Origin of the sequence: Catenulispora sp. GP43, assembly GCF_041260665.1 — a bacterium.
In the GTDB taxonomy this organism is placed as follows: domain Bacteria; phylum Actinomycetota; class Actinomycetes; order Streptomycetales; family Catenulisporaceae; genus Catenulispora.
Map to the genome: position 1 here is coordinate 222,251 of NZ_JBGCCT010000001.1, position 19,658 is coordinate 241,908.

The 19,658-nt window shown below is 72.4% G+C and carries 12 protein-coding genes; 3 read left to right on the forward strand and 9 right to left on the reverse strand.

Annotated features, from left to right (window positions below):
- Positions 1 to 102 precede the first annotated feature (102 nt).
- Together ABH926_RS01035 and ABH926_RS01040 are read left to right on the forward strand one after the other, a co-directional pair.
- Entirely contained in the window at positions 103 to 1,365 is a 1,263-nt protein-coding gene (locus ABH926_RS01035; RefSeq protein ID WP_370363303.1) for a hypothetical protein, read from the forward strand.
- Entirely contained in the window at positions 1,362 to 2,618 is a 1,257-nt protein-coding gene (locus ABH926_RS01040) for a hypothetical protein (protein ID WP_370363304.1), read from the forward strand. Before ABH926_RS01035 ends, ABH926_RS01040 begins: the two co-directional genes overlap by 4 nt.
- Here the strand turns inward: ABH926_RS01040 and ABH926_RS01045 are convergent.
- Positions 2,588 to 4,852 (reverse strand): ATP-dependent DNA helicase UvrD2, encoded by a 2,265-nt coding sequence (locus tag ABH926_RS01045; RefSeq protein WP_370363305.1) that lies wholly within the window; start codon positions 4,850 to 4,852, stop codon positions 2,588 to 2,590. The two genes, ABH926_RS01040 and ABH926_RS01045, sit on opposite strands and share 31 nt — an antisense overlap.
- Before the next feature lie 113 nt (positions 4,853 to 4,965).
- Between ABH926_RS01045 and ABH926_RS01050 the strand changes: the two genes are divergently transcribed.
- A complete protein-coding gene (locus ABH926_RS01050) occupies positions 4,966 to 5,223 on the forward strand; it encodes a mycoredoxin (RefSeq protein WP_370363306.1) in 258 nt (85 codons plus the stop codon).
- A gap of 31 nt (positions 5,224 to 5,254) precedes the next feature.
- Here ABH926_RS01050 and ABH926_RS01055 read toward each other — a convergent pair whose 3' ends face one another.
- The 8 genes from ABH926_RS01055 to ABH926_RS01090 all read right to left on the reverse strand — a co-directional run bounded on the left by ABH926_RS01055 (position 5,255) and on the right by ABH926_RS01090 (position 19,492).
- Positions 5,255 to 5,578 (reverse strand): hypothetical protein, encoded by a 324-nt coding sequence (locus ABH926_RS01055; protein WP_370363307.1) that lies wholly within the window; start codon positions 5,576 to 5,578, stop codon positions 5,255 to 5,257.
- Between the two features lie 537 nt (positions 5,579 to 6,115).
- Positions 6,116 to 7,216, reverse strand: coding sequence for a serine protease (locus tag ABH926_RS01060; RefSeq protein ID WP_370363308.1), 1,101 nt, complete (start codon positions 7,214 to 7,216; stop codon positions 6,116 to 6,118).
- A gap of 91 nt (positions 7,217 to 7,307) precedes the next feature.
- Positions 7,308 to 8,333 carry an NAD(+) diphosphatase gene (gene nudC / locus ABH926_RS01065; RefSeq protein ID WP_370363310.1) on the reverse strand — a complete coding sequence of 342 codons (1,026 nt, stop codon included), beginning with the start codon at positions 8,331 to 8,333 and terminating at the stop codon, positions 7,308 to 7,310.
- A 32-nt stretch (positions 8,334 to 8,365) separates the two neighbouring features.
- The gene (locus tag ABH926_RS01070) at positions 8,366 to 9,784 is read right to left on the reverse strand and encodes a dipeptidase (protein ID WP_370363311.1); all 1,419 of its coding nucleotides are present in this window, start codon (positions 9,782 to 9,784) and stop codon (positions 8,366 to 8,368) included.
- Between the two features lie 46 nt (positions 9,785 to 9,830).
- Positions 9,831 to 11,213 (reverse strand): aldehyde dehydrogenase family protein, encoded by a 1,383-nt coding sequence (locus ABH926_RS01075; protein ID WP_370363312.1) that lies wholly within the window; start codon positions 11,211 to 11,213, stop codon positions 9,831 to 9,833.
- A gap of 79 nt (positions 11,214 to 11,292) precedes the next feature.
- Positions 11,293 to 12,630 (reverse strand): ABC transporter substrate-binding protein, encoded by a 1,338-nt coding sequence (locus ABH926_RS01080; protein ID WP_370363313.1) that lies wholly within the window; start codon positions 12,628 to 12,630, stop codon positions 11,293 to 11,295.
- 158 nt (positions 12,631 to 12,788) lie between these two features.
- Complete coding sequence (locus tag ABH926_RS01085) at positions 12,789 to 16,196, reverse strand: ATP-dependent helicase (protein WP_370363314.1); 3,408 nt, start codon at positions 16,194 to 16,196, stop codon at positions 12,789 to 12,791.
- Positions 16,193 to 19,492, reverse strand: a complete 3,300-nt coding sequence (locus tag ABH926_RS01090) for an ATP-dependent helicase (RefSeq protein WP_370363315.1) — start codon at positions 19,490 to 19,492, stop codon at positions 16,193 to 16,195. The genes ABH926_RS01085 and ABH926_RS01090 overlap by 4 nt, the downstream gene beginning before the upstream one ends.
- Between the last annotated feature and the right edge of the window lie 166 nt (positions 19,493 to 19,658).

Consider the following 19,658-nt stretch of genomic DNA (forward strand, 5'->3'; position numbering starts at 1 on the left):
CCCTTTCACGCGAACTTTCTGGAAAACTTCGCGGGAGGATGGGCCAGGATGGTGGTGGGCGGGGAGCACCACGGCGGACAGGGCGAGGGATACAGGGGCGGGATGGACACCAACCACGGCGCCGGCGACCCACCGGACGACGACGTCTTCGGCCCGGTCGAGGACGGTGAAGAGGTCTTCGAGTGGATCGACGACCAGGACGGCGCGCGGCAGCCGGACGACCAGCGGGCCAAGCCTCCGTCCCGCACCTTCCGGGAACGCCTGGCCGCCGTCCGGGCCGGCGGCCGGAGCCTGCGCGGCTCGCGCCGCGAGATCGCGGCGGTCACCGCGGCGATCGTCCTGGCCTGCGCGGTCGGCGGCGCCTGCACCGCCTGGTTCGACAGCGTCGCCGGGGCGGCCGACCGCGCGGACGTGGTCGCGCTCGCGGTCGACTCGGTGGTGGACGGCGACCCCGCGGCCTCGTCCTACCAGGCCGCCGACACCTCCGCGGTCGGCCAGTACATCGTCGAGATCGCCAACAACAGCCCGGACGCCGTCACCCTGACCTCCGTGGACGTCGACGCCGGGACGCTGATGACCAGCAGCGCCTGGAAGCCGGCCGGCGGCTCGGCGCGGATCCCCGCCGGCGGCACGGCCAGGGTGGCGCTCACCGTCCGGCTGTCCTGCCCGCTGGTGATACTGAGCCAGCAGACCGGGATGTTCGCCGACGCGCCGGGCACCGGCGGCGGGACGTCGCTGGCCTTCCCGGCCGTGCACGTCCAGGTCCGCGACTCCGACGGCGACCCGCACTCCATGGTCCTGGCCACCCGCGTGGACACCTCCGCCCAACTGGCGACCGGGCAGCAGGCGTTCCGCAGCCCCGGTGGCGCGACGATCCCGGGGATCATCTCCGCCGACGCCGGGCCCTGCACGCAGTACGCGGCGGACCGCATCGCGCAGCGCGTCAGCGACGACGCCGGCGCGGCCCGGTTCCCCAGCGACGTCGTCTTCGGCTACGACAAGGTGCTGTCCTCCTCCACCGACAGCTTCGTCCTCGGCTTCACGGTGAAGAACAACTCCGACCGCACCGTGACCCTGACGTCCCGCGGCGACACGACCTACATAGACGACCCGCAGCTGCGCACCGAATGGCTCCCCGCGGTCACCAAGCTCGCCCCCGGCCAGAGCCAGCCGGGCCGGCTGACCGTGAACATCCACGACTGCACCAGCGTCCTGTCCGACGCGCCGGTGCTCGGGGAGACCATGATGGAGGTCGACGACGGCAGCGGCGGCCCGCCCCAGCCGGTGTTCATCGACCAGGCCCTGACCGGCTCGCTGCGGATGGCCGGCGACGTCGTCAACCAGGAGAAGGCGGCGTGCGGATGACCGACCTGATCGAGTCCGAGGACGAACTGCTCGACCCGCAGGCCGGCCCGGTCGCCGCCGCACCGCCGCACCGGCTGGTGGCGGCGCTGCACCGGCTCCGCGACCGCACCCCGCTGGGCGCCGGCTTCGAGGCCGACCCGGAGCGGCGGCGCCGCCGGACCCTGGCCGGCCTGCTGGCCCTCGCCCTGGTGACCGGCGCGGCGGCCACCGGGGTGGCGGTGCACAGCCGCGACGTCGGCCACGCCCGGGCCCGCACCCAGGACCGGATGCTGCTGCACGTGCTCGGGGGCAGCGCCACGCTGACGTTCGGCGACCTCAACGGATCCGGGAGCGGCGACGGTTCGCAGGTCGGCCGGATCCCCGGCATCGACCCGCTGCCGGCCGATTTCACCGTCACCCTGCGCAACGACGGTGCGCAGCCGCTGGAGGTCACCGGGATCCGGATCGCCGTCCCCGGGGTCGCCGTGCTCGATCCGGCCCCGCACATGACCCTCGGACCCGGCGACGCCGAGGCCCTCACCAGCAAGGTCGACGTGAACTGCGACGCCGGCGACCTGCCGCAGTACCCGTCCGGGGTGACGGCGACGGTGCGCACGCCCGCCGCCACGGGAAAGGCGCCCGGCTCGCCGACCGCCGTGCCGCTGGCCTTCGACCCGGGGCATCCGGCGCCGCCGGCGTCCGGCGCCGGGGCGGCGGCCGTGAATCCCGAGTTCCTCGGCGCGAACGACGTCTTCCAGTTCCAGTCCTACACGACCAGCAGCTTCTACCGGCTGTGCGGCGACGTGCTGGCCACCATGCCGTCCCGGGTCAGCGCCACCGCGCTGACCGGCTCGCCGAGTCTGCAGAACCCGGTGGTGAGCTACTCGCTGCACATCGACGCGAACTCCGCCGCCGCGCAGATGGCCGTGCCGCTGCCGAAGCCGCCGACCGTCCCCGGGATCAGCGCGCGGACCGATCTGTCCGCGCCGGAGGAGATCGGCTCCGAGGGGCTGGACGTGAACGTCACCGACCGGATCACCGACTGCGCCGCGTTCGGCGACTACCTGGCGGTGCGCGGCGGCGCCTCGCAGGCCGCGGCGGCGCTGAACGCGGCGACGCCGGTCGGGCTCCAGCCGGTCGACCCGCGGTTCCGGATCACCCCGACCCCGCTGGCCTCGGCGGCCGAGCCGGAGTTCGGCGGGCTCACGCCCGGGACCGCGGACCTGCAGTCGACGCTGCTGGTTCAGCTCTCCGCCGTCTGCCCCGACATGTGACCGCCCTTGTAGTCCGCCGTATGCGCCGAGATGAGCCCCAGCACCTCGTCCCCGTAACGGTCCGCTTTCGCCTTGCCGACCCCGGCGATCTTCGTCAGGGCGGCGGGCGTGGCGGGCAGGGACTCGCCGATGGCGGTCAGCGTGGCGTCGGTGAAGACGCAGTACGCGGGCAGCTTCTGCTTCTTGGCCTGCCCGGCGCGCCACTCGCGCAGTTCCTCGTACAGTTCGGGGTCCAGCGTGCTGGGACAGGTCTCGCAGCGGCCGATCTTGCGCTCGGCGGCGTCGATCAGGGACCGGTGGCAGATCCGGCAGGTGATCGGTTCCACTACCCGGCGCGGGCGCTCCTCGCTGTCCGCCGACGACCCGGGGCTCCGGCGCCGCGCCGAACCGCCGCCCCTTATGACGCCGCCCGCCGCGCCCTCGCGGGTGTCCCGGCCCACGCCGCCGCGCAGGCCGTCCAGGAACCGCGACGGGGACCGTGAGGCCCGGCCGCCCGGGGAGCGCGCCAGCGACCACGAAAGGAACAGCCGCTCGCGGGCGCGGGTCACGCCGACATAGAGCAGTCGCCGCTCCTCCTCGATCTGCTCGGGGGTCTCGGCGTAGGTGATCGGCATCATGCCCTCGGTCATGCCGACCAGGAAGACCGCGTCCCACTCCAGGCCCTTGGCGGCGTGGAAGGTGGACAGCGTGACGCCCTCGACGGTCGGGGCGTGCTGGGCGTCGGCGCGCTCGCGCAGCTCGGCGCTGAACCGGTCCAGGCCGGCGTCCGGGTGCGTGCGGCCGTACTCCTCGGCCAGCGAGACCAGCGCGGCCAGCGACTCCCAGCGGTCGCGCAGGCGTCCGGCGCCCTTGGGCGCCAGCGGGGTCCAGCCGTGGCTGGCGAAGATCGCGCGGACCTCCGTGGCCAGGCTGCCCCCCTCGCCGTCCTCGTCCGGGCCGTCGGCGCCGAGGCCGGGCAGGGTGTCGGAGGCGTGGTCGGAGCGGGCCTTGGCGGCGCCGCGCAGCCAGACCTGGATCGCCTCGCGGACCTCGGGGCGCTCGAAGAAGCGCTCGACGCCGCGCAGTATGTAGGGCACGCCGGCGTCGCTCAGGGCCTGCTCGTACTCCTCGGACTGCGCGTTGATGCGGTAGAGCACCACGACCTCGGAGAGCCGGACCCCGGCGTCCATCAGCTTCCTGATCTCCCGGGCCACCTCGCGGGCCTCGGTCTCGGCGTCCGGGTGCTCGGCGAACTTCGGGCGCGGGCCGTCCGCGCGCTGCGCGATCAGCTGGACCCGGGCCTTGGCCGCACGGCCCTCGGCGCGGTCCAGCAGCGCGTTGGCCAGGGCCACGACCTGGGGCGTGGAGCGGTAGTCGCGGACCAGCTTGACCACGGTCGGGTCGTCGAAGCGGTCGGCGAAGTCCAGCAGGTAGCGCGGGTCGGCGCCGGTGAAGGAGTAGATGGTCTGGCTGGCGTCGCCGACCACGCACACGTCGGCCCGCTCGCCGAGCCAGCAGTCCAGCAGGCGCTGTTGCAGGGGGTTGACGTCCTGGTACTCGTCGACGGTGAAGAAGCGGTACTGGTTGCGCACCGTCGCGGCGATGTCCGGGCGCTCCTCCATGATGCCGATGGTGAGCAGCAGCACGTCCTCGAAGTCGATGGCGTTGCGGTCGCGCTTGGCGCTCTCGTACTCGGCGTAGACCTTGGCCACCTCGGCGGCGTCGCGCGGCGGCGTGCGCTGCGCCTTGGCCGCGGCCGCCGCGTAGTCGTCGGCGACCACCTGCGTGGACTTCGCCCACTCGATCTCCCCGGCCAGGTCGCGCAGCTCGGCGCGCTCGGCGTTCAGCCGCAGCCGCCGCACCGCCTCGGAGACCAGCGGGATCTTGGAGTCGATGAGCTGCGGGTTCGGCCCGCCGACAGCCTTGGGCCAGAAGTACTGGAGCTGCCGCAGCGCCGCGGCGTGGAAGGTCCGCGCCTGCACCCCGCCGGCCCCGAGCTGCCGCAGCCGCCCCCGCATCTCCCCGGCCGCCCGCTGGGTGAAGGTGACGGCCAGCACCTGACTCGGGATGTACTCGCCGGTCGCCACCCCGTGCGCGATGCGGTAGGTGATGGCCCGCGTCTTGCCGGTCCCGGCCCCGGCGAGCACGCACACCGGCCCGTGCAGCGCCTCGGCCACGGCCCGCTGCTCCGGGTCGAGCGCGTCCAGCAGCGCGGCGGCGGGAACCGGGCCGGAGCCGGGATGAGTCTGCGGCATCTGACCATATTCGCATCAACCACCGACACCGTTCGCCGGGCATGCGGAAGAATCACAGCCCCGCCCCGGTTGCACTGACCGGATGGTCCCGACAGCCGATGAGGAAGTGGAAGATGAACGACCAGATCACGATGTACTCGACGACCTGGTGCGGCTACTGCCGCCGGCTGAAGAGCCAGCTCGAGCGCGAGGGCATCGGATTCGCCGAGGTCGACATCGAGCAGGTCCCCGAGGCCGCCGACTATGTCATGAGCGTCAACGGCGGGAACCAGACGGTCCCGACGGTGGTCGTCAAGCCGCTCGGCGGCGGCGAGCAGGTCGCCATGACCAATCCGAGCCTGGCTCAGGTCAAGGCCGCGCTCGCGGGCTGATCTCCGGCACACCCGCGACGACCGGGTCCGCTCAAGCCTCCGGCTCCTCGGCCGGAGGCTCTTCCTCGTCGGCGAGCGGCTCGCCCTTCACAAATTTCACGTCCGGCTCCGAAGCCGGGTTGATCCAGGCGCGCATGGTGATCGAGGGCGACCATGCCTTCGGCTCCTCTTGCCACGTCCGCACCGCGGCGTGGAAGTCCTGGTTGGCTATGCCCAGGGACAAGCTCGGGAAGGTCTGGACGGTTGTGGAGTTGTCCTCGAGGTAGTGGCCCCAGGACTTGCCGCACTTGCAGAAACGCTTCTCCGGGAAGAGCTTCACGATGTCGTGGCAGTGCGCGCAGTACATCAACTTCATGGCCGCAGGCTAGCGGCGCCGCGAACAGCGCGGCACCGCTTTTTCGTGCCCTGCGACGCGCTAGCGCCGGCGCCCCTTCAGCAGGCGGATCAGGCGGCGTATGAGGAAAATCATCGGGGTCCCCCTAGGTCGAACGGCTTCCCGTGCTCGGGCTCGACAGTGAAAGTACTGCCCGCCGCGGGGCGCGGGCCTCAACCCTGGGGTTGACTGCGAGGTGGAACGCAGGTGGAAAGCTCGGCCACGTTCGGGTGGCATTGGAACACTCTGGGTTACGCACCGATCACTGTGCGACTACACCTGGTGCCATGACCAAGACAACAGGCGTCTTCCTCGCCCTCCTCGTCGTGGGCATCGCGGTGACCACCGGGCAGCATGCCGCGAAAACGCATGCCTCGGGGCCGGTGTGTCCGGCGACCTCCCCATCGGCTGCCCCATCGGCTGCCCCATCGACTGCGCCGGTCGCATCGACCGGCCACAAGGCCTCGCCCGCGGGCCGCTAGCCGACCGCTGGCGACCGCCGGCCGACCCGCTCCGCCGTCAGGGCGCCGGCGACCCGTTCGCGATGGTGTAGAGCTGCTTGGCGCTCGCATCCAGATATGGCCCCGCGAGCCAGTTCCCGCTGTGCGCGTTGTGCGCGCTGCCCACCGACGTGTTGGTGACCAGCGACACGTCGCCCGCGGACTGTCCGGGTGCCCGCGCGAACCAGCCGCCGCCCGACGCTCCGCCGGTGAGGTCGCACCCGGCCCGGTACTCCTTCGCGTCGGGCCCGAGCTCCGTGACGTTCAGCAGCTGCACCGAATCGGCTGTGCAGCCGTACTGCGACATCCCGTTGAACGGCTGCGCGGCGGGGTACCCGCGGATCGAGATCTGCGGCGTCTTGCCCTGCTCGGTCGGGGCGTTGAACCACATCGGCACCGGCTTCGCCCCGACCGACTGCACCGCGGAGTCCAGCGTCTGCCCCTGCGCGTTGCGCCCGACCTCGATCACCCCGTAGTCGTGCGCCAGGTCGCCGCCGTGCTCGTCGCCGGTCTTGACCCACTCCGGCGACGTCCAGACGTGGACCGCCGGGAAGGTCCCGAGCGGCGCGTACGCCGACAGGTCGCTCGGGTCGACGTTCGGGTCGCCGTCGGGGTTGTCGAAGGCGGGGACGAACACCATGTCCATGTGCCAGGTCCCGCCCTTCCCGTCGTGGACGCAGTGCCCCGCGGTCCACACCAGGCTGGCGTTCTGGCTCTTGATCACGGTGCCGGAGCACACGTAGTAGTTGCCGGAGGTGGCGTCGCCCTGGCGGTAGAAGAAGAGCTTGCCGGTGACGGCGCCGGTGCGGTTGGTGTACGGGCCCGGCACCTTGCGCGCGTCGACCGGCTGGGGCAGGGGCGCGTTGTCGAACGAGGGCAGCGACTGCTGCCCCGTCAGGCCGCCGTCCTTGCCCTGATGGGCACCGCCGGTCGCCGAGGGGGTGTTCGGGTTGAGCACGGCGCCGACGAAGTCCTTGCCGAACTCGCCGCCCGAGGACTGCTGTCCGATGACGCCGGAGCTGGAGCAGGCACCCGCCAGCGACACCACGGCCGTCACCGCGACGAGCGCGGAAACCACTCGGCTGTTGATCTTCCGGCCCCGGCGTGGGCGTATCAGCATGGCGTCGCCTCCCCTCCCTTCAACGCCGACGACACTACCAATGGTTCTCTAAAAGAAGCCTGAGTCGCCGGCGGATCGATGAGGGAAGGGGTCAGCTCCCCACCGGGTCGCCGCCGTACCAGTGGTCGACCAGGCGGCGCGAGATCGAGATCTCCGACGGCAGCATCAGGAGTTCGCCGGTGGTGACGGCCTCCTTCAGCTCGGCCCGCGAGTACCACTTCGCCCAGTCGAGCTCGGCGCCGTCCAGGCGCAGGGCCGGGTCGTCCACGGTCGCGGTGAAGCCGAGCATCAGCGAGCGGGGCAGGGGCCACGGCTGGCTGCCGAGGTAGCGCACGGAGGTGATCCGCAGGCCGGCCTCCTCCGCGCACTCGCGCGCCACCGCCGCCTCCAGCGTCTCGCCGGGCTCGACGAAGCCGGCCAGCACCGAGGCCCGGTTCGGCGGCCAGGCCGAGTTGCGGGCCAGCAGCAGCCGGTCGTCCGGATCGGTGACGGCCATGATCACGGCCGGGTCGGTGCGCGGGTAGTGCTCGGTGCCGCAGTGGTCGCACTTGCGGACCGAGCCGGCGTGGGTCATCCGCGTCGCGTGCCCGCACACCCCGCAGAAGCCGTGGGTGCGGTGCCAGTTGTCCAGGCCGACCGCGTGCGCCAGCAGGCCGCCGTCGCGGTCGGGCAGGGCCGCCGCGACCTCGCGCACGTGCCGCAGCTCGCCCAGCGCCGGGGCCGGCTCGGCGGCCGGCGGCCGCGGCGAGGTCAGCGCCGCGCCCGGGGTGGAGGCGGAGCCGGCGGTGGAGGCCGTCGGCGCGCCGTCCGGGCCGGGCGCGCCGACACTGACCGCGAAGTACGCCACATCGTCGGCGTCCACGCCGAGGAAGTAGCGCTGGGCGCCGGGGTAGCGCGCGTCGAACACCGCGCCGGGGTGGAACACCAGCGCGGCGTCCGGATCCAGCACCGCCTCGGCCCGGCTGTCGTCGACCGCGAACACCCGGGTGCCCGGATCGGCCCAGGCCGCCGCCAGCCAGTCGTCGTCGGTGCGCCGCTCGGCGGCGCGGTCGACGACCGACCGCGCCAGCAGCATGCGGCCGAGTTCGCCTTCGAAGTAGCGCGCCTGCTCGGTCATCGGTGGGCCTCCCCGGATCGTTCCGACCGCTCTCAGCGCTGCTCGGCCAGGTCAGACCACAGATACGCGGCCGCCTCGGCACCCTTGAGCAGCAACGGGAGCGTCATGCTCTCGTTCGGCGAGTGCCAGCCGTCCGCGGGCAGCGACACCCCGAGGAACACCACCGGCGCCTCGATGACCTCCTGCAGGTCGGCCTCGGGGCCGGAGCCGCCCTCGCGGGTGAACAGCACCTCGCGCGGCTCGTCCGGCTCGCCGAACGCCTTGCCCAGGGAGCGGGTGATCGCCTGCACCGCCGGGTGGTCCAGCGGGGTCATGCAGGGCTTCACGCCGTCGGACTCCCAGTGGTGCGCGCCGGTCAGCCCGGCCGGGATGTTGGCGTAGAACCAGTCCTCGAACTTCTTCGCCACGTCCAGCGGCTCCTGGCCGGCCACCAGGCGCATCGAGATCTTGGCGTGCGCCTCGGCCGGGACGATGGTCTTGTGGCCGGGGCCGGTGTGCCCGCCCCAGAAACCGTTCAGCTCGAACGTCGGCCGCGCCCACACCCGCTCCAGCGTGGTGAAGCCGGCCTCGCCGGCGGTCGCGGAGGACTTGGCGTTGCCCAGCCAGGCCTGCTCGTCGAAGGGCAGCTTGGCGAACATCTCGCGGTCGGTCTCGGTCAGCTCGACGACGCCGTCGTAGAAGCCGGGGATGACGACGCGCTTGTCCTCATCGTGGACCCGGCCCATGAGCCGCACCAGCTCGGTCAGCGGGTTCGGGATCGCACCGCCGAAGGAGCCGGAGTGCACATCGTTGGCCGGGCCGTTCAGGTCGATCTGGCCGGTGATCATGCCGCGCATCCCGGTGCAGGTGGACGGCGTCTCCCGGTCCCACATGCCGGTGTCGGAGACCACGACGACGTCGGCCTTCACCCGGTCCCGCTTGTCCTCCAGCAGCGCACGGAAGTTCGGCGAGCCGGACTCCTCCTCGCCCTCGGCGATGATCTTCAGGTTCACCGCCGGCGCGGTCCGCCCGGTGGCGGCCAGGTGCGCCCGCAGGCCGAGCAGGTGGAACGCCAGCTGGCCCTTGTCGTCGGCGGCGCCGCGGGCGTACAGCCGGTCGCCCTTGACCGTCGGCTCGAACGGCGGCGTGTCCCACAGCTCCAGCGGCGTCACCGGCTGCACGTCGTGGTGGCCGTAGACGGCCACGGTCGGCGCGCCGGCGTCCCCGGACGGCCACTCGGCGAACACCGTCGGCAGGCCCTCGCCGCCCGCGGTCTCCCAGATCTCCACCGTCGGGAACCCGATCTCCCGCAGCTTCGCCGCCAGCCACTCGGCCGACCGCCGGACCTCCGGCGCGCTGGCCGGGTCCGAGGAGATCGACGGGATCCGCAGCCATTCGTTGAGCTCGGCGAAGAACTCGTCGGCGTGCTCGGCTACATACGGACGGACAGCTTTGTCCGAGGCAGAAGTCATGCCTGCACCTTACTCCTGCCCCGGACGGTCGATCTTGTGGGACCGCTCAGCCGACCAGGTCCGCGGGGACCCCTTGCAGCGCCACCGGCCGGATGAACCGCCGGATCGCCTCAGTGCCCACCGACGTGCTCCAGGACGCCGAGGTGGCCGGCCACGGGCCGCCGTGCTGCATGGCCTCGACGACCGCGACACCGGTCGGCACGCCGTTCCAGACCACGCGCCCGGCCCGGGCCACCAGCGAGGGCAGCAGGGTGCGGGCCGCCTCGCGGTCGGCGGCGCTGCCGTCGTCGGCGATGATCGTCGCGGTCAGCTGGCCCTCCAGCGAGTCGGCGAGCGCCGGGTACTCGGCCGGGTCGGCGCGCACGATCACTGTCGCCGGCCCGAAGTGCTCCTCGCGGTAGTCGCCGGCGAAGTCCTTCGCAGAGATCTGCGCCGCGAACGGCTTTCCCGCACGGTCGGCGTCCGCACCCGCGCCGGTGATCCGCTCCTGCCAGCGCCGGTGGGCCGCGGCCATCCCGTCGGTGAGCATCGGGATCGGGGCGCTGTCGGCGATGAGGTCTCCGGTCAGGTCGCCGAGCGCCTGGCCGTCGGCGGTCTCGGGCACGAACACTACGCCCGGCTTGGTGCACAGCTGCCCGCCGGACCCGGTCACCGCCCCGGCCAGCGTCTCGGCCCACTTCTTGCGGCCGGCCTCGTCGGCGATCGCCCCGGGCAGCACGAACACCGGGTTCACGCTCCCCATCTCGGCGTACACCGGGATCGGCTCGGGACGCGCGGCCGCGGCGTCCATCAGGGCCCGGCCGCCGCCGAAGGAGCCGGTGAAGCCCACCGCCTTGATCGCGGGGTGCTGTACCAGCTCGATCGAGAGCTTGTTGGGGTCGCCGTCGGTCGACTCGGCGTCCAGGAAGCCGAAGGTGCCCTCCGGCGCTCCGGCGCCGGCGACCGCCTCGCTCAGGATCTCCGCGATCCGGCGCGACAGCCGCGGCTGCGCCGGGTGGCCCTTCACCACCACCGGGCAGCCGGCGGCCAGGGCCGAGGCGGTGTCGCCGCCGGGGACGCCGAAGGCGAACGGGAAGTTGGACGCGGCGAACACCGCGACCGGCCCGAGCGGGACGTCGACGGTGTACACGTCCGCCCCGCCGAGCGCGGCGCCCGGCGAGCTGCGCCGGGACAGGTGACGGCCGGCGGCGACGTGGTCGCCGTACAGCCGCAGCTGGCCGGTGGTGCGGCCGACCTCGCCGGCCAGCCGCGCCGCGGTCAGCCCGGTCTCGGCGCGGGCCAGCTCGACGAGCTCGGCGTGCGCCGCCTCCAGGGCGTCGGCGCACGCGTGGAGCAGGTCCCGGCGGCGTTCGGCGCCCCAGGAGCCGTAGACGCCCGCCGCTGACGCCGCCGCCTCGGCGGCCCGATCCAGTGTCGTGTGATATGTCACCGAATCAGGGTAACCCCGTTTACTCGGGGGCCCAACCCCTCGTCCGGATTGTGACCGCCATCTGGTCGCCGCTCGCCGGCTACTTCGCCGGCGCCTGCGCCCAGAACGCGACCGACTCCGTCTTGAGCTTGCCGATGAACTGCTGCGGAGTCAGCTTCCCGGTCATGAAGGCGACCGAATCCGGCTGGAACACCGTCGTGTACCACTTGGAATCGTCGCGCATCAGCGCGTCCTGGTCCGGGAAGACCGTGCGGTTGGTCAGCGCGGTCTGCACCGAGGCCAGCACGCCGGGCGCGGGGATGTCGGTGCGCGGCGTCATGTTGCCGGCCTCCGTGGAGATCTTCGACAGCTGGGCCTTGGCCATGAAGTAGAGGACGAACTTCTCCGCGGCGTCCGCGTTCTTGCCGGCCTTGGGCAGCGCGAACCCGAAGAAGTTCACGCCCGCGGAGTCGTTCGAGGGCAGGCCGCCCTGGTCCGGCATCGTCGGGAACACGAAGCTGTCCACGTTCGTCGTGCGCTTGGTCTCGCTGGGCACCCACGTGCCGCCCAGGATCAGCGCGGCCTTGCCGGCGGCCCAGGTGTTCTGCTGGTCCTTGGCGTGGGTGCTGGTGGTCCCGGTGTCCTCGGTGTTCCAGCCGGGCGCGAAGTAGCCGCCCTTCACCAGCGTCTCCAGCTTCTGCGCGCCGTCCAGCAGCCGGGTGTCGTCCCAGCGGCTGTCGCCGGCGGCCGCGGAGGCGTCGTTCTGCTCGGCGGTGCGCTTGAACTGGCCGGGGCCGAGTTCGCGCTCGAACATCCACTCCACCCAGTAGGCGGCGTTGCCCCCGCTGGCGTCCAGGGCCAGCGGCGCCTGCCCCTTGGCCTTGACCTGCTGCAGCAGGTCCATGAACTGGTCCCAGGTCTGCGGCGGGTTCGTGGACAGCTGCGGGTACCGGGTCTTGTCGAAGAAGACGGCCTCGGAGGCGACCTCGTAGGGCACCATCACGACGCTGCCGGTCGCGTCGGTGAGCAGCGGCATGTACTTGTCCGGCACGACCTCGGCCAGGTTCTGGTTCTCGCCGGGGACCGGCTGCTGGTACAGGTCGGTCAGACCGGTGAGGGCCACCCCCTCGGCCGTGGCGCCGAGGATCGTGTTGATACTGCCGTCGGACAGGTCCGGCACCGGCTTTCCGGCCTTGAGCGCGGCGGCGACGTCGTCCAGCACCGCGCGGCCGTGCCACTCGACGGTGACGGTGACCCCGGTGGCGGCCTTGTACGAGGCCAGCGCCTCCTTGATCACCGCGGCCTGCGGCTCGTTCTCCTTCCACATGGACCAGTACGTGAAGGACTTCGAGCCCCCGGACCCCCCGGACGCCCCCGACGTCGTACTGCTGGAGCAGGCGGGCACGGTCGCGGCGATGACGAGTGCCGCGGCCGTCACGGCTATGTTCCGCCTCTTATGTCTTCCCCTGGACTGCGATGGCATGGAGGCAGGGTACGGGTTTACGGAAAGCGCTTACAACGCGGGGCCGCCCCGTTCGAGCACTGATCATCCGGCGTTCACGCGCGCCCCGGCCCGGGAGCATGGAAAACGGCTTCTCAGCCGTCCCCGAACAGCTCCTCGAGCTCCTCGCGGTCCGGCAAGTCGGCCGGCCGGACCGTCTTCCCGTCGCGCACGTAGACGAAGGCCGCCGAGACCGCGGACAACGGCACCCCGAGCATCTCCGCCCAGGCCAGCCGATAGATCGCCAGCTGGGTCGAATCCGCGTCGTGGGACCGGGAGGTCTTCCAGTCGACGACTTCCCATCCGTCAGCAGTCTTATATACGGCATCGATGCGTCCGCGCACCACCCGGCCGGCCAGCACCACCTGGAAGGGCTGCTCGACGGCCTCCGGCGTCGACTCGGCCCACGGCGTGCGCTGGAACGCCTCCTGCAGCTCCTTGAGGTCCACCTCGTCGGTGATCTCCTCGTCGGCCGCGCCGGGCAGGTCCTCGTACTCGAACAGGGCCTGCTGCCCGAACAACGACTCGATCCAGGCATGGAACTTGGTTCCCAGGCGCGCGGAGGGCTTCGGCGCCTGGGGCATGGGGCGCGCCAGCTCACGGCGGAACCCCGAGGGGTCTTTGCGGTATCGCAGCAGCTGGGAGGCCGACATCGAGGACGGGAGCGGGGCGTAGCGCTGGATGGAGTCGCCGCGCTTGAGCTCCTCCAGCAGGGCCTCCAGGTCGCGGTCCCAGGAGGCGATGGCCGCGCGGTCCTCGGCGGTGGCGGCGGCCTCGGCGTCCAGGACATGGGGCTCGGCCGGCTCCTCCGGCTCCTCGGCGACCCGCTGCGCCGGCAGCAGGTCGGCGATCGGCTCACCGTCCTCGTCGAAGAACGGGACCGGCTCGAAGGCGGCGCCCGGCGCGGCTGCCGCCTCGCCGGCATCACTGCCGGCCTGTTCAACGGCTTGAGGTTCCTCAGAATCCGGCTCGGTGCCGATCGGCTCGCCGAACGCCGCGGCCTGCCGCCGGTGCAGCGCCGCGACCACCATCTCCGCCCCGATCCGCCGCCGCTCGGCCGCCTCGGCGTCCGGCAGCACCGGCCAGTGCGCCTCGGTCGCGCCGAGGCTGGGGTTCACCGCGTCGGGATCCGGCTCGGCGGCCCAGGCGACGATCTCGCCGTGGCCGTCCTGGCAGTGCTCGAACAACCCGGTCAGCCAGGTGTCCGGCCCGCGGCGCCGCTTCTGCGTCGGGCCCCACCAGTGCCCCGAGGCCGTCAGGTAGTAGCGCGGCCGGGTGACCGTCACGTACTCCAGCCGCAGGTCCTCCCAGGACTCGTACTCCTTGGCCTGCTCCTTGAAGGACTTGAACGCGGCGGTGTTGCCGGCGTCGTCCAGGACCGGCAGGTGTTCGGCGTCGCCGCGCAGCGGATAGGGCAGCACCGCGCCGGAGCCGATCCACGACTCGCGCGGCTTCTGCGCGGCGCCGGCCAGGTGCGGCACGAACACCGCGTCCCACTCCAGGCCCTTGGACTTGTGCATGGTCAGCAGCTTCACCGAGTCGCCCTGCGAGGGCAGCGAGGCGTCGATGCCCCGCTCGTGGCGCTCGGCGGCCTTCAGGTAGGCCCGGAAAGCGGTTACTGACTGGTCGCCCTCCAGGTCCTGGAAGTCCGCGGCCCGGCCCAGGAACGCCGCCAGCGTCTCCGCCGAGCGCTGCGCCACCAGCTTCGGCGAGGCCGCGACCTCCACGTCCAGGCCGGTCACCGAGATCACCCGGTGCAGCACGTCCAGGACCGGCTCGGACAGCCGCCGCCGCAGGATCCGCACCTCGGAGGCGAACCGCGCGAAGCGGACCCGGGCCTCCTCGGAGAACGGCAGATCGGGTCCCGGGTCGGCCATCGCGTCGGACAGCGAGACCACCTCGGTCGGATCCGAGCCCGCGACCGCCTCGGCCAGCCGGTCCCGGCCGGCCCGGTCGGCGTAGTCGGCCGGGTCGCGGACCAGTTCCCGGGCCCGCATCCCGAGCAACGCCAGGTCGCGCGCGCCGATCCGCCAGCGCGGCCCGGTCAGCAGCCGCACCAGCGAGGCGTTGGCGATCGGCTCGTCGAGCACGTCCAGCATCGCGATCAGGTCGGCGACCTCCGGCAGGTGCACGAGCCCTGAGAGCCCGACGACCTCGACCGGCAGCCCCTGTGCGTGCATCTCCTCGTACAGCGGCGGGATCTGGTTGCCCTTGCGCACCAGCACCGCGATCTCGCGCAGCGCGATCCCGCCCCGGTAGTGCGCGTCGGCGACCATCCGCGCGACCCACTTCACCTCGTCCTCGGCGGTCTCGGTCAGCCCGACGCGGGTCCAGCCCTGGTCGGCCTTCTCCGCCGACGGCCGCAGCTGCCGGACCCCGGTGTGCCGCTGGCGCAGCGGGTCCGACACCACGTTCGCGAACTCCAGCAGATGGCCGCCGCTGCGCCGGTTCTCGCTCAGCGCGTAGCCGCGCGAGCGGGCGCCGTCGGCCTTCGCGAAGTGGTCCGGGAAGTCGTCGAGGTTCGCCACCGAGGCGCCGCGCCAGCCGTAGATGGACTGGCACGGGTCTCCGACCGCGGTCACCGGGTGCCCGCCCCCGAAAAGACCGACCAGCATCCGGCGCTGCGCGACCGACGTGTCCTGGTACTCGTCGAGCAGCACCACCCGGAACTTCTCGCGCTCGATCGCCCCGACCTCGGGCCGCTCCTCGGCCAGCCGCGCGCCGAGCACCATCTGGTCGCCGAAGTCGATCAGGTCGCGCCGCACCTTCAGGTCGCGGTAGCGCTCGACCAGCTCGGAGAGCTCGACCCGCTGCCGGGCGATCTCGGCGGCCTTGAGGAAGTCGGTGTAGCCGCGCTTGGCCTTGCCGTTCCTGGGGTCGCGGAAGGACTCCGCCTGCCCGATGAAGGCTTCCTCGTGCTCGCGCAGCGCCTCGGGGGTGACCAGGTGCTCGGACAGCTCGCCGTCCAGGGCCAGCACCCGGTCGGCGAGGTCGGCGACCTTGCCCTTGAAGAACCGCAGCTCCTTGGGGCCGCGCACCGCGGTGACCGCCAGCTGGTAGCGCGTGGCGTCGGCGAGCAGCCGCGCCGAGGGCTCCAGGCCCAGGCGCAGGCCGTGCTCCTTGATCAGGCGGTCGGCGTAGGCGTGGTAGGTCGAGACCGTGGGCTCGCCGACCGACTCCTCGATATAGGAGTCGCCCGCGACGAAGGAGCCGTCAAGCACAGTGTCGAGCTCTTCGTCCTCCAGTTTGCGCAGGGCCTTGCGGATGCGCTCGGAGAGCTCCGCGGCCGCCTTGTTGGTGAAGGTCAGCCCGAGCACCTGGTGCGGCCCCACCTGCCCGGTGCCGACCAGCCACACCACGCGGGCGGCCATCACCGTGGTCTTCCCCGACCCCGCGCCGGCCACGATGACGGCCGGCTCCAGCGGCGCCGTGATGGCTTCGAGCTGTTCTTCCGTGTAAGGAACCCCGAGCAGTGCTTTCAGATCTTCGGTGTCCCGGATCAAAGGAGTTGCTTTCCCTCGGGCTGTTTCGGGCAGCACTTGCGGAAGACACAGGTGCCGCACTGTTTCTCGCCGTACGCGGCGAAGTTCTCGTCCAGGACCCGCGCGGCCATCTTCGCGAGCTTCTTCTCGATCGGCGTCTGGCCGGGCTGCTCCAGCGAGGGGTCCTGCTCTGCGGTCTTGGGCAGCCCGGCCGCGTCGCCCTCGCGCAGGAACACCAGCTCGGCGCCGCCGGACTCGTTCGAGACGCCCTGTATCGCGCCCTCGCGCACCACCAGCTGGTAGACCGCGAGCTGCGGGTGCTCCTGGGCCTCGTTCTTGGTCGGCACGTTCTTGCCGGTCTTGAAGTCGACCACGTAGACCAGCCCGGCCTCGTCGGTCTCCACCCGGTCGAAGGACCCGCGGATGCGCAGGTCGAAGCCCTCTCCCCCGCCTTCTTCGCCGCCGACGCTGAGCCGCACGTCGAAGTTCTGCTCCGAGGAGTGCAGCAGCCGGCCGCGGTCGGTGACGTGCCAGGCCAGGAACCGCTCCAGGGCCGCGCGCGCCTCCTCCTTCTGCTGCGGGGACTGCCACGGGGCCTCGAAGGACAGCCGGTCCCAGACCCGGTCCAGCCGCTCCATCAGCACGTCCAGCCGGGCCGGGGTGTCACCCTTGGCCACCTCGTCGGCCAGCACGTGCACCACGTTGCCGAAGCCGAGCGCGACGGTCTTCTGCTCGTGCGCGGCGGCCTCGTGGTCCAGGAACCAGCGCAGCGAGCAGTCGTCTATGGCCGCGACCTGGCTGGCCGACAGCAGCAGCGGCTTGTCCGGGTCGCGCACCGGCTGCTCGGAGGCGGTCTCCTCGACCAGGCCCCACCACTTGTCCGGATGCGCCGAGGGCACCAGGGGCCGGCCGTCCCCGGACTGCGCGTCGGCCAGCCGGGCCAGCCGCTCGGCGGCGGCCTGCCGCAGCTGGTCGGAGCTCTTCGGGTCGGTCAGGACCCGGCGCAGGTCGGCGACCAGGGCCGGGATGGCCAGCGCGCGCTTGCGCAGGCCGGGCAGCGGCTGCACGTCGACGCCGAGTTCGTGGACGAACCGCGAGGGCGCCTCGGCGGCGGCGTCGTCGCCGATCAGGGAGCTGTCGACGGCGCTGACCACCAGCCGCTCGCGGGCTCGGGTCGCGGCGACATAGAACAGACGGCGCTCCTCCGCGAGAAGCGTCGCCGCCGTCGGGATCTCCTCCATCGACCGTAAACCGTTGCGGCCGATGAGGTCCGCCTGGAGCAGCGAGCCGCGCAGCCGCAGGTCCGGCCACAGACCGTCCTGCACGCCGGCGACGATCACGAAGCGCCACTGCAGGCCCTTGGACTTGTGCGCGCTCATCAATCGCACCGCGCCGCCGCGCGAGGACTGCGCCGCCATCGAGTCGCCGGCCAGCTCCTGGGCCTCCAGGTCGGCGATGAAGTTGCGGACGCCGCGGCCGGTCGCGCGGTCCTCGGCGCGGGATGCGTAGTCGAACAGGACGCACACGGCATCCAGGTCGCGGTCCGCCGCACGGCCGGCGTTGCCACCGCGCTGCGCGGTGCGCTCCAGCCGCTCCGGCCACCTCGTGGCGCTCCACAGCTCCCACAGCGCCTGTTCCACCGAGCCGCCGCCGCGCAGGATCTGGCGGGTGCGCAGCAGGAGCATGCCGAGCTGGTAGGCGGGACGCGCGACGTCCTCGTCCATGGCGATCAGGCGCGCGGGTTCGGCCAGGGCCTCGCGGAGCAGCACCTCACTCGGCCGGACACCGTTGACCGAGGGCTCCGTGACCTCCCGAGGCTCCGGCGCGACCGCGTTCTGATTCGCGACGCGCTCCTCGGCGCGCAGCGCGCGGGCGAGCTTGCGCAGTTCGAACGCGTCCATGCCGGCCAGCGGTCCGGACAGCAGCGAGCGCGCGACGTCCGGCGTCAGCATGTTCTCGTTGTCCGCCACCCGCAGCGCCTGCAGCAGTACCGCGACCGAGGGCTCGGCGGCCAGCGGCAGCTCGTCGCCGGAGGTGTCGACCGGCACGCCGGCCGTGATCAGCGCGCGCCGCAGCGCCGGGATCGACCGGGTCGCGGAGCGCACCAGGACGGCGATCTCGTCCCAGGGGATGCCGTCTTCCAGGTGCGCGCGCCGCACCATGTCGACGATGTTGTCGAGCTCGGTGTTGGGCGTCGGGAAGGTGAAGACCTGCAGCGAGCCCTCGATCGGCGCGCCGTCGACGACCGGCCCCTGCGCCGCGAGGTCGCGGTGCTCCCGCACCTTCTCCGTCGGCAGCAACGGGATCGGCATGCGCCGGGTCAGGTTGCGCGAGGCCTTCAGCAGCGCGGGGCCGCAGCGGCGGGAGGTACGCAGCACGGCGGTGTCGGCCGGGGTGCCGTCCATGTTCCGGAACGCCTCGGGGAAGTCCAGGATGCCCCGCACGTCGGCGCCGCGGAACTGGTAGATCGACTGGTCCGGGTCGCCGAACACGACCAGGTCCGCGCCGTCCCCGGCCAGCGCCTGGAGCAGCCGCACCTGCGCCGGGTCGGTGTCCTGGTATTCGTCCACGAACACCGCGCGGAAGTCGTGGCGCAGTTCGCGGCGCACGTCCTCCTGTCCGGCCAGCAGCACGGCGCGGTGCACCAGTTCGCCGTAGTCCAGGACGCCCTGGACGTCGAGCACGTCGAGGTACTCCTCGAAGAACGCCGAGGCGGCGTACCAGTCGCCGCGGTCGGCCCGCAGCGCGGCCTGCGCCAGCTCGGTCGGGTCCAGGCCCAGCTCCCGCGCGCGGGACAGCACGGTCCGCAGTTCCTCGGCGAACCCGCGGGTCGCCAGCGCCGCGCGCAGGTCCTGCGGCCACTGGATGCGCTCGCCGAGAGCACCGCCGCCTATCCCGACGTCGATGCTTCCGGAGACCAGGTCGCGGACGAACACGTCCTGTTCAGGACCGGAGAGCAGCCGGATCGGCTCGGTGAACAGCTCGGGGTCCTGGAAGCGCCGGACCAGCGCGTAACAGAAGGAGTGGAACGTGGTCGCCAGCGGCGCGACGCCGGACATCGGCAGCCGGCGGCCGATGCGGTCGCGCAGCTCGGAGGCGGCCTTGCGGCTGAAGGTGAGGATCAGCACCTGGTCGGGGCGCAGCGCGGCGCGGTCCGGATCAGTCTTGGAGATGACCGCCTCGACCAGCGTGTGCGTCTTCCCGGTGCCCGGCCCGGCCAGCACCAGCAGCGGCCCGCCGGGGTGTTCGACGACGCGGCGCTGCGCCGGGTCCAGCGGGGGTCCGCTGACCTGGGCCGGGGCCTGCGTGTCGAACAAGGTTTCGATTCCTTTGCCGGCGGGTATACCCGAGCGATACACCACGGTCCTCTATGACAACACAGACCACCGACCGTCACGCCCGATTCGGCAATGGATCACGCCCGCGCGCGCCGATCATGCCAGAACGGCGGAAGGGCCCGTGGGATCACCCCACAGGCCCTGG

What these genes read in the sequence shown, in the direction of transcription:
- ABH926_RS01035 (WP_370363303.1), top strand. Translation starts at nt 103, where the DNA reads ATGGACACCAACCACGGCGCCGGCGACCCACCGGACGACGACGTCTTC.
- ABH926_RS01040 (WP_370363304.1), top strand. Translation starts at nt 1,362, where the DNA reads ATGACCGACCTGATCGAGTCCGAGGACGAACTGCTCGACCCGCAGGCC.
- ABH926_RS01045 (WP_370363305.1), bottom strand. Translation starts at nt 4,852, where the DNA reads ATGCCGCAGACTCATCCCGGCTCCGGCCCGGTTCCCGCCGCCGCGCTG.
- ABH926_RS01050 (WP_370363306.1), top strand. Translation starts at nt 4,966, where the DNA reads ATGAACGACCAGATCACGATGTACTCGACGACCTGGTGCGGCTACTGC.
- ABH926_RS01055 (WP_370363307.1), bottom strand. Translation starts at nt 5,578, where the DNA reads ATGAAGTTGATGTACTGCGCGCACTGCCACGACATCGTGAAGCTCTTC.
- ABH926_RS01060 (WP_370363308.1), bottom strand. Translation starts at nt 7,216, where the DNA reads ATGCTGATACGCCCACGCCGGGGCCGGAAGATCAACAGCCGAGTGGTT.
- nudC (WP_370363310.1), bottom strand. Translation starts at nt 8,333, where the DNA reads ATGACCGAGCAGGCGCGCTACTTCGAAGGCGAACTCGGCCGCATGCTG.
- ABH926_RS01070 (WP_370363311.1), bottom strand. Translation starts at nt 9,784, where the DNA reads ATGACTTCTGCCTCGGACAAAGCTGTCCGTCCGTATGTAGCCGAGCAC.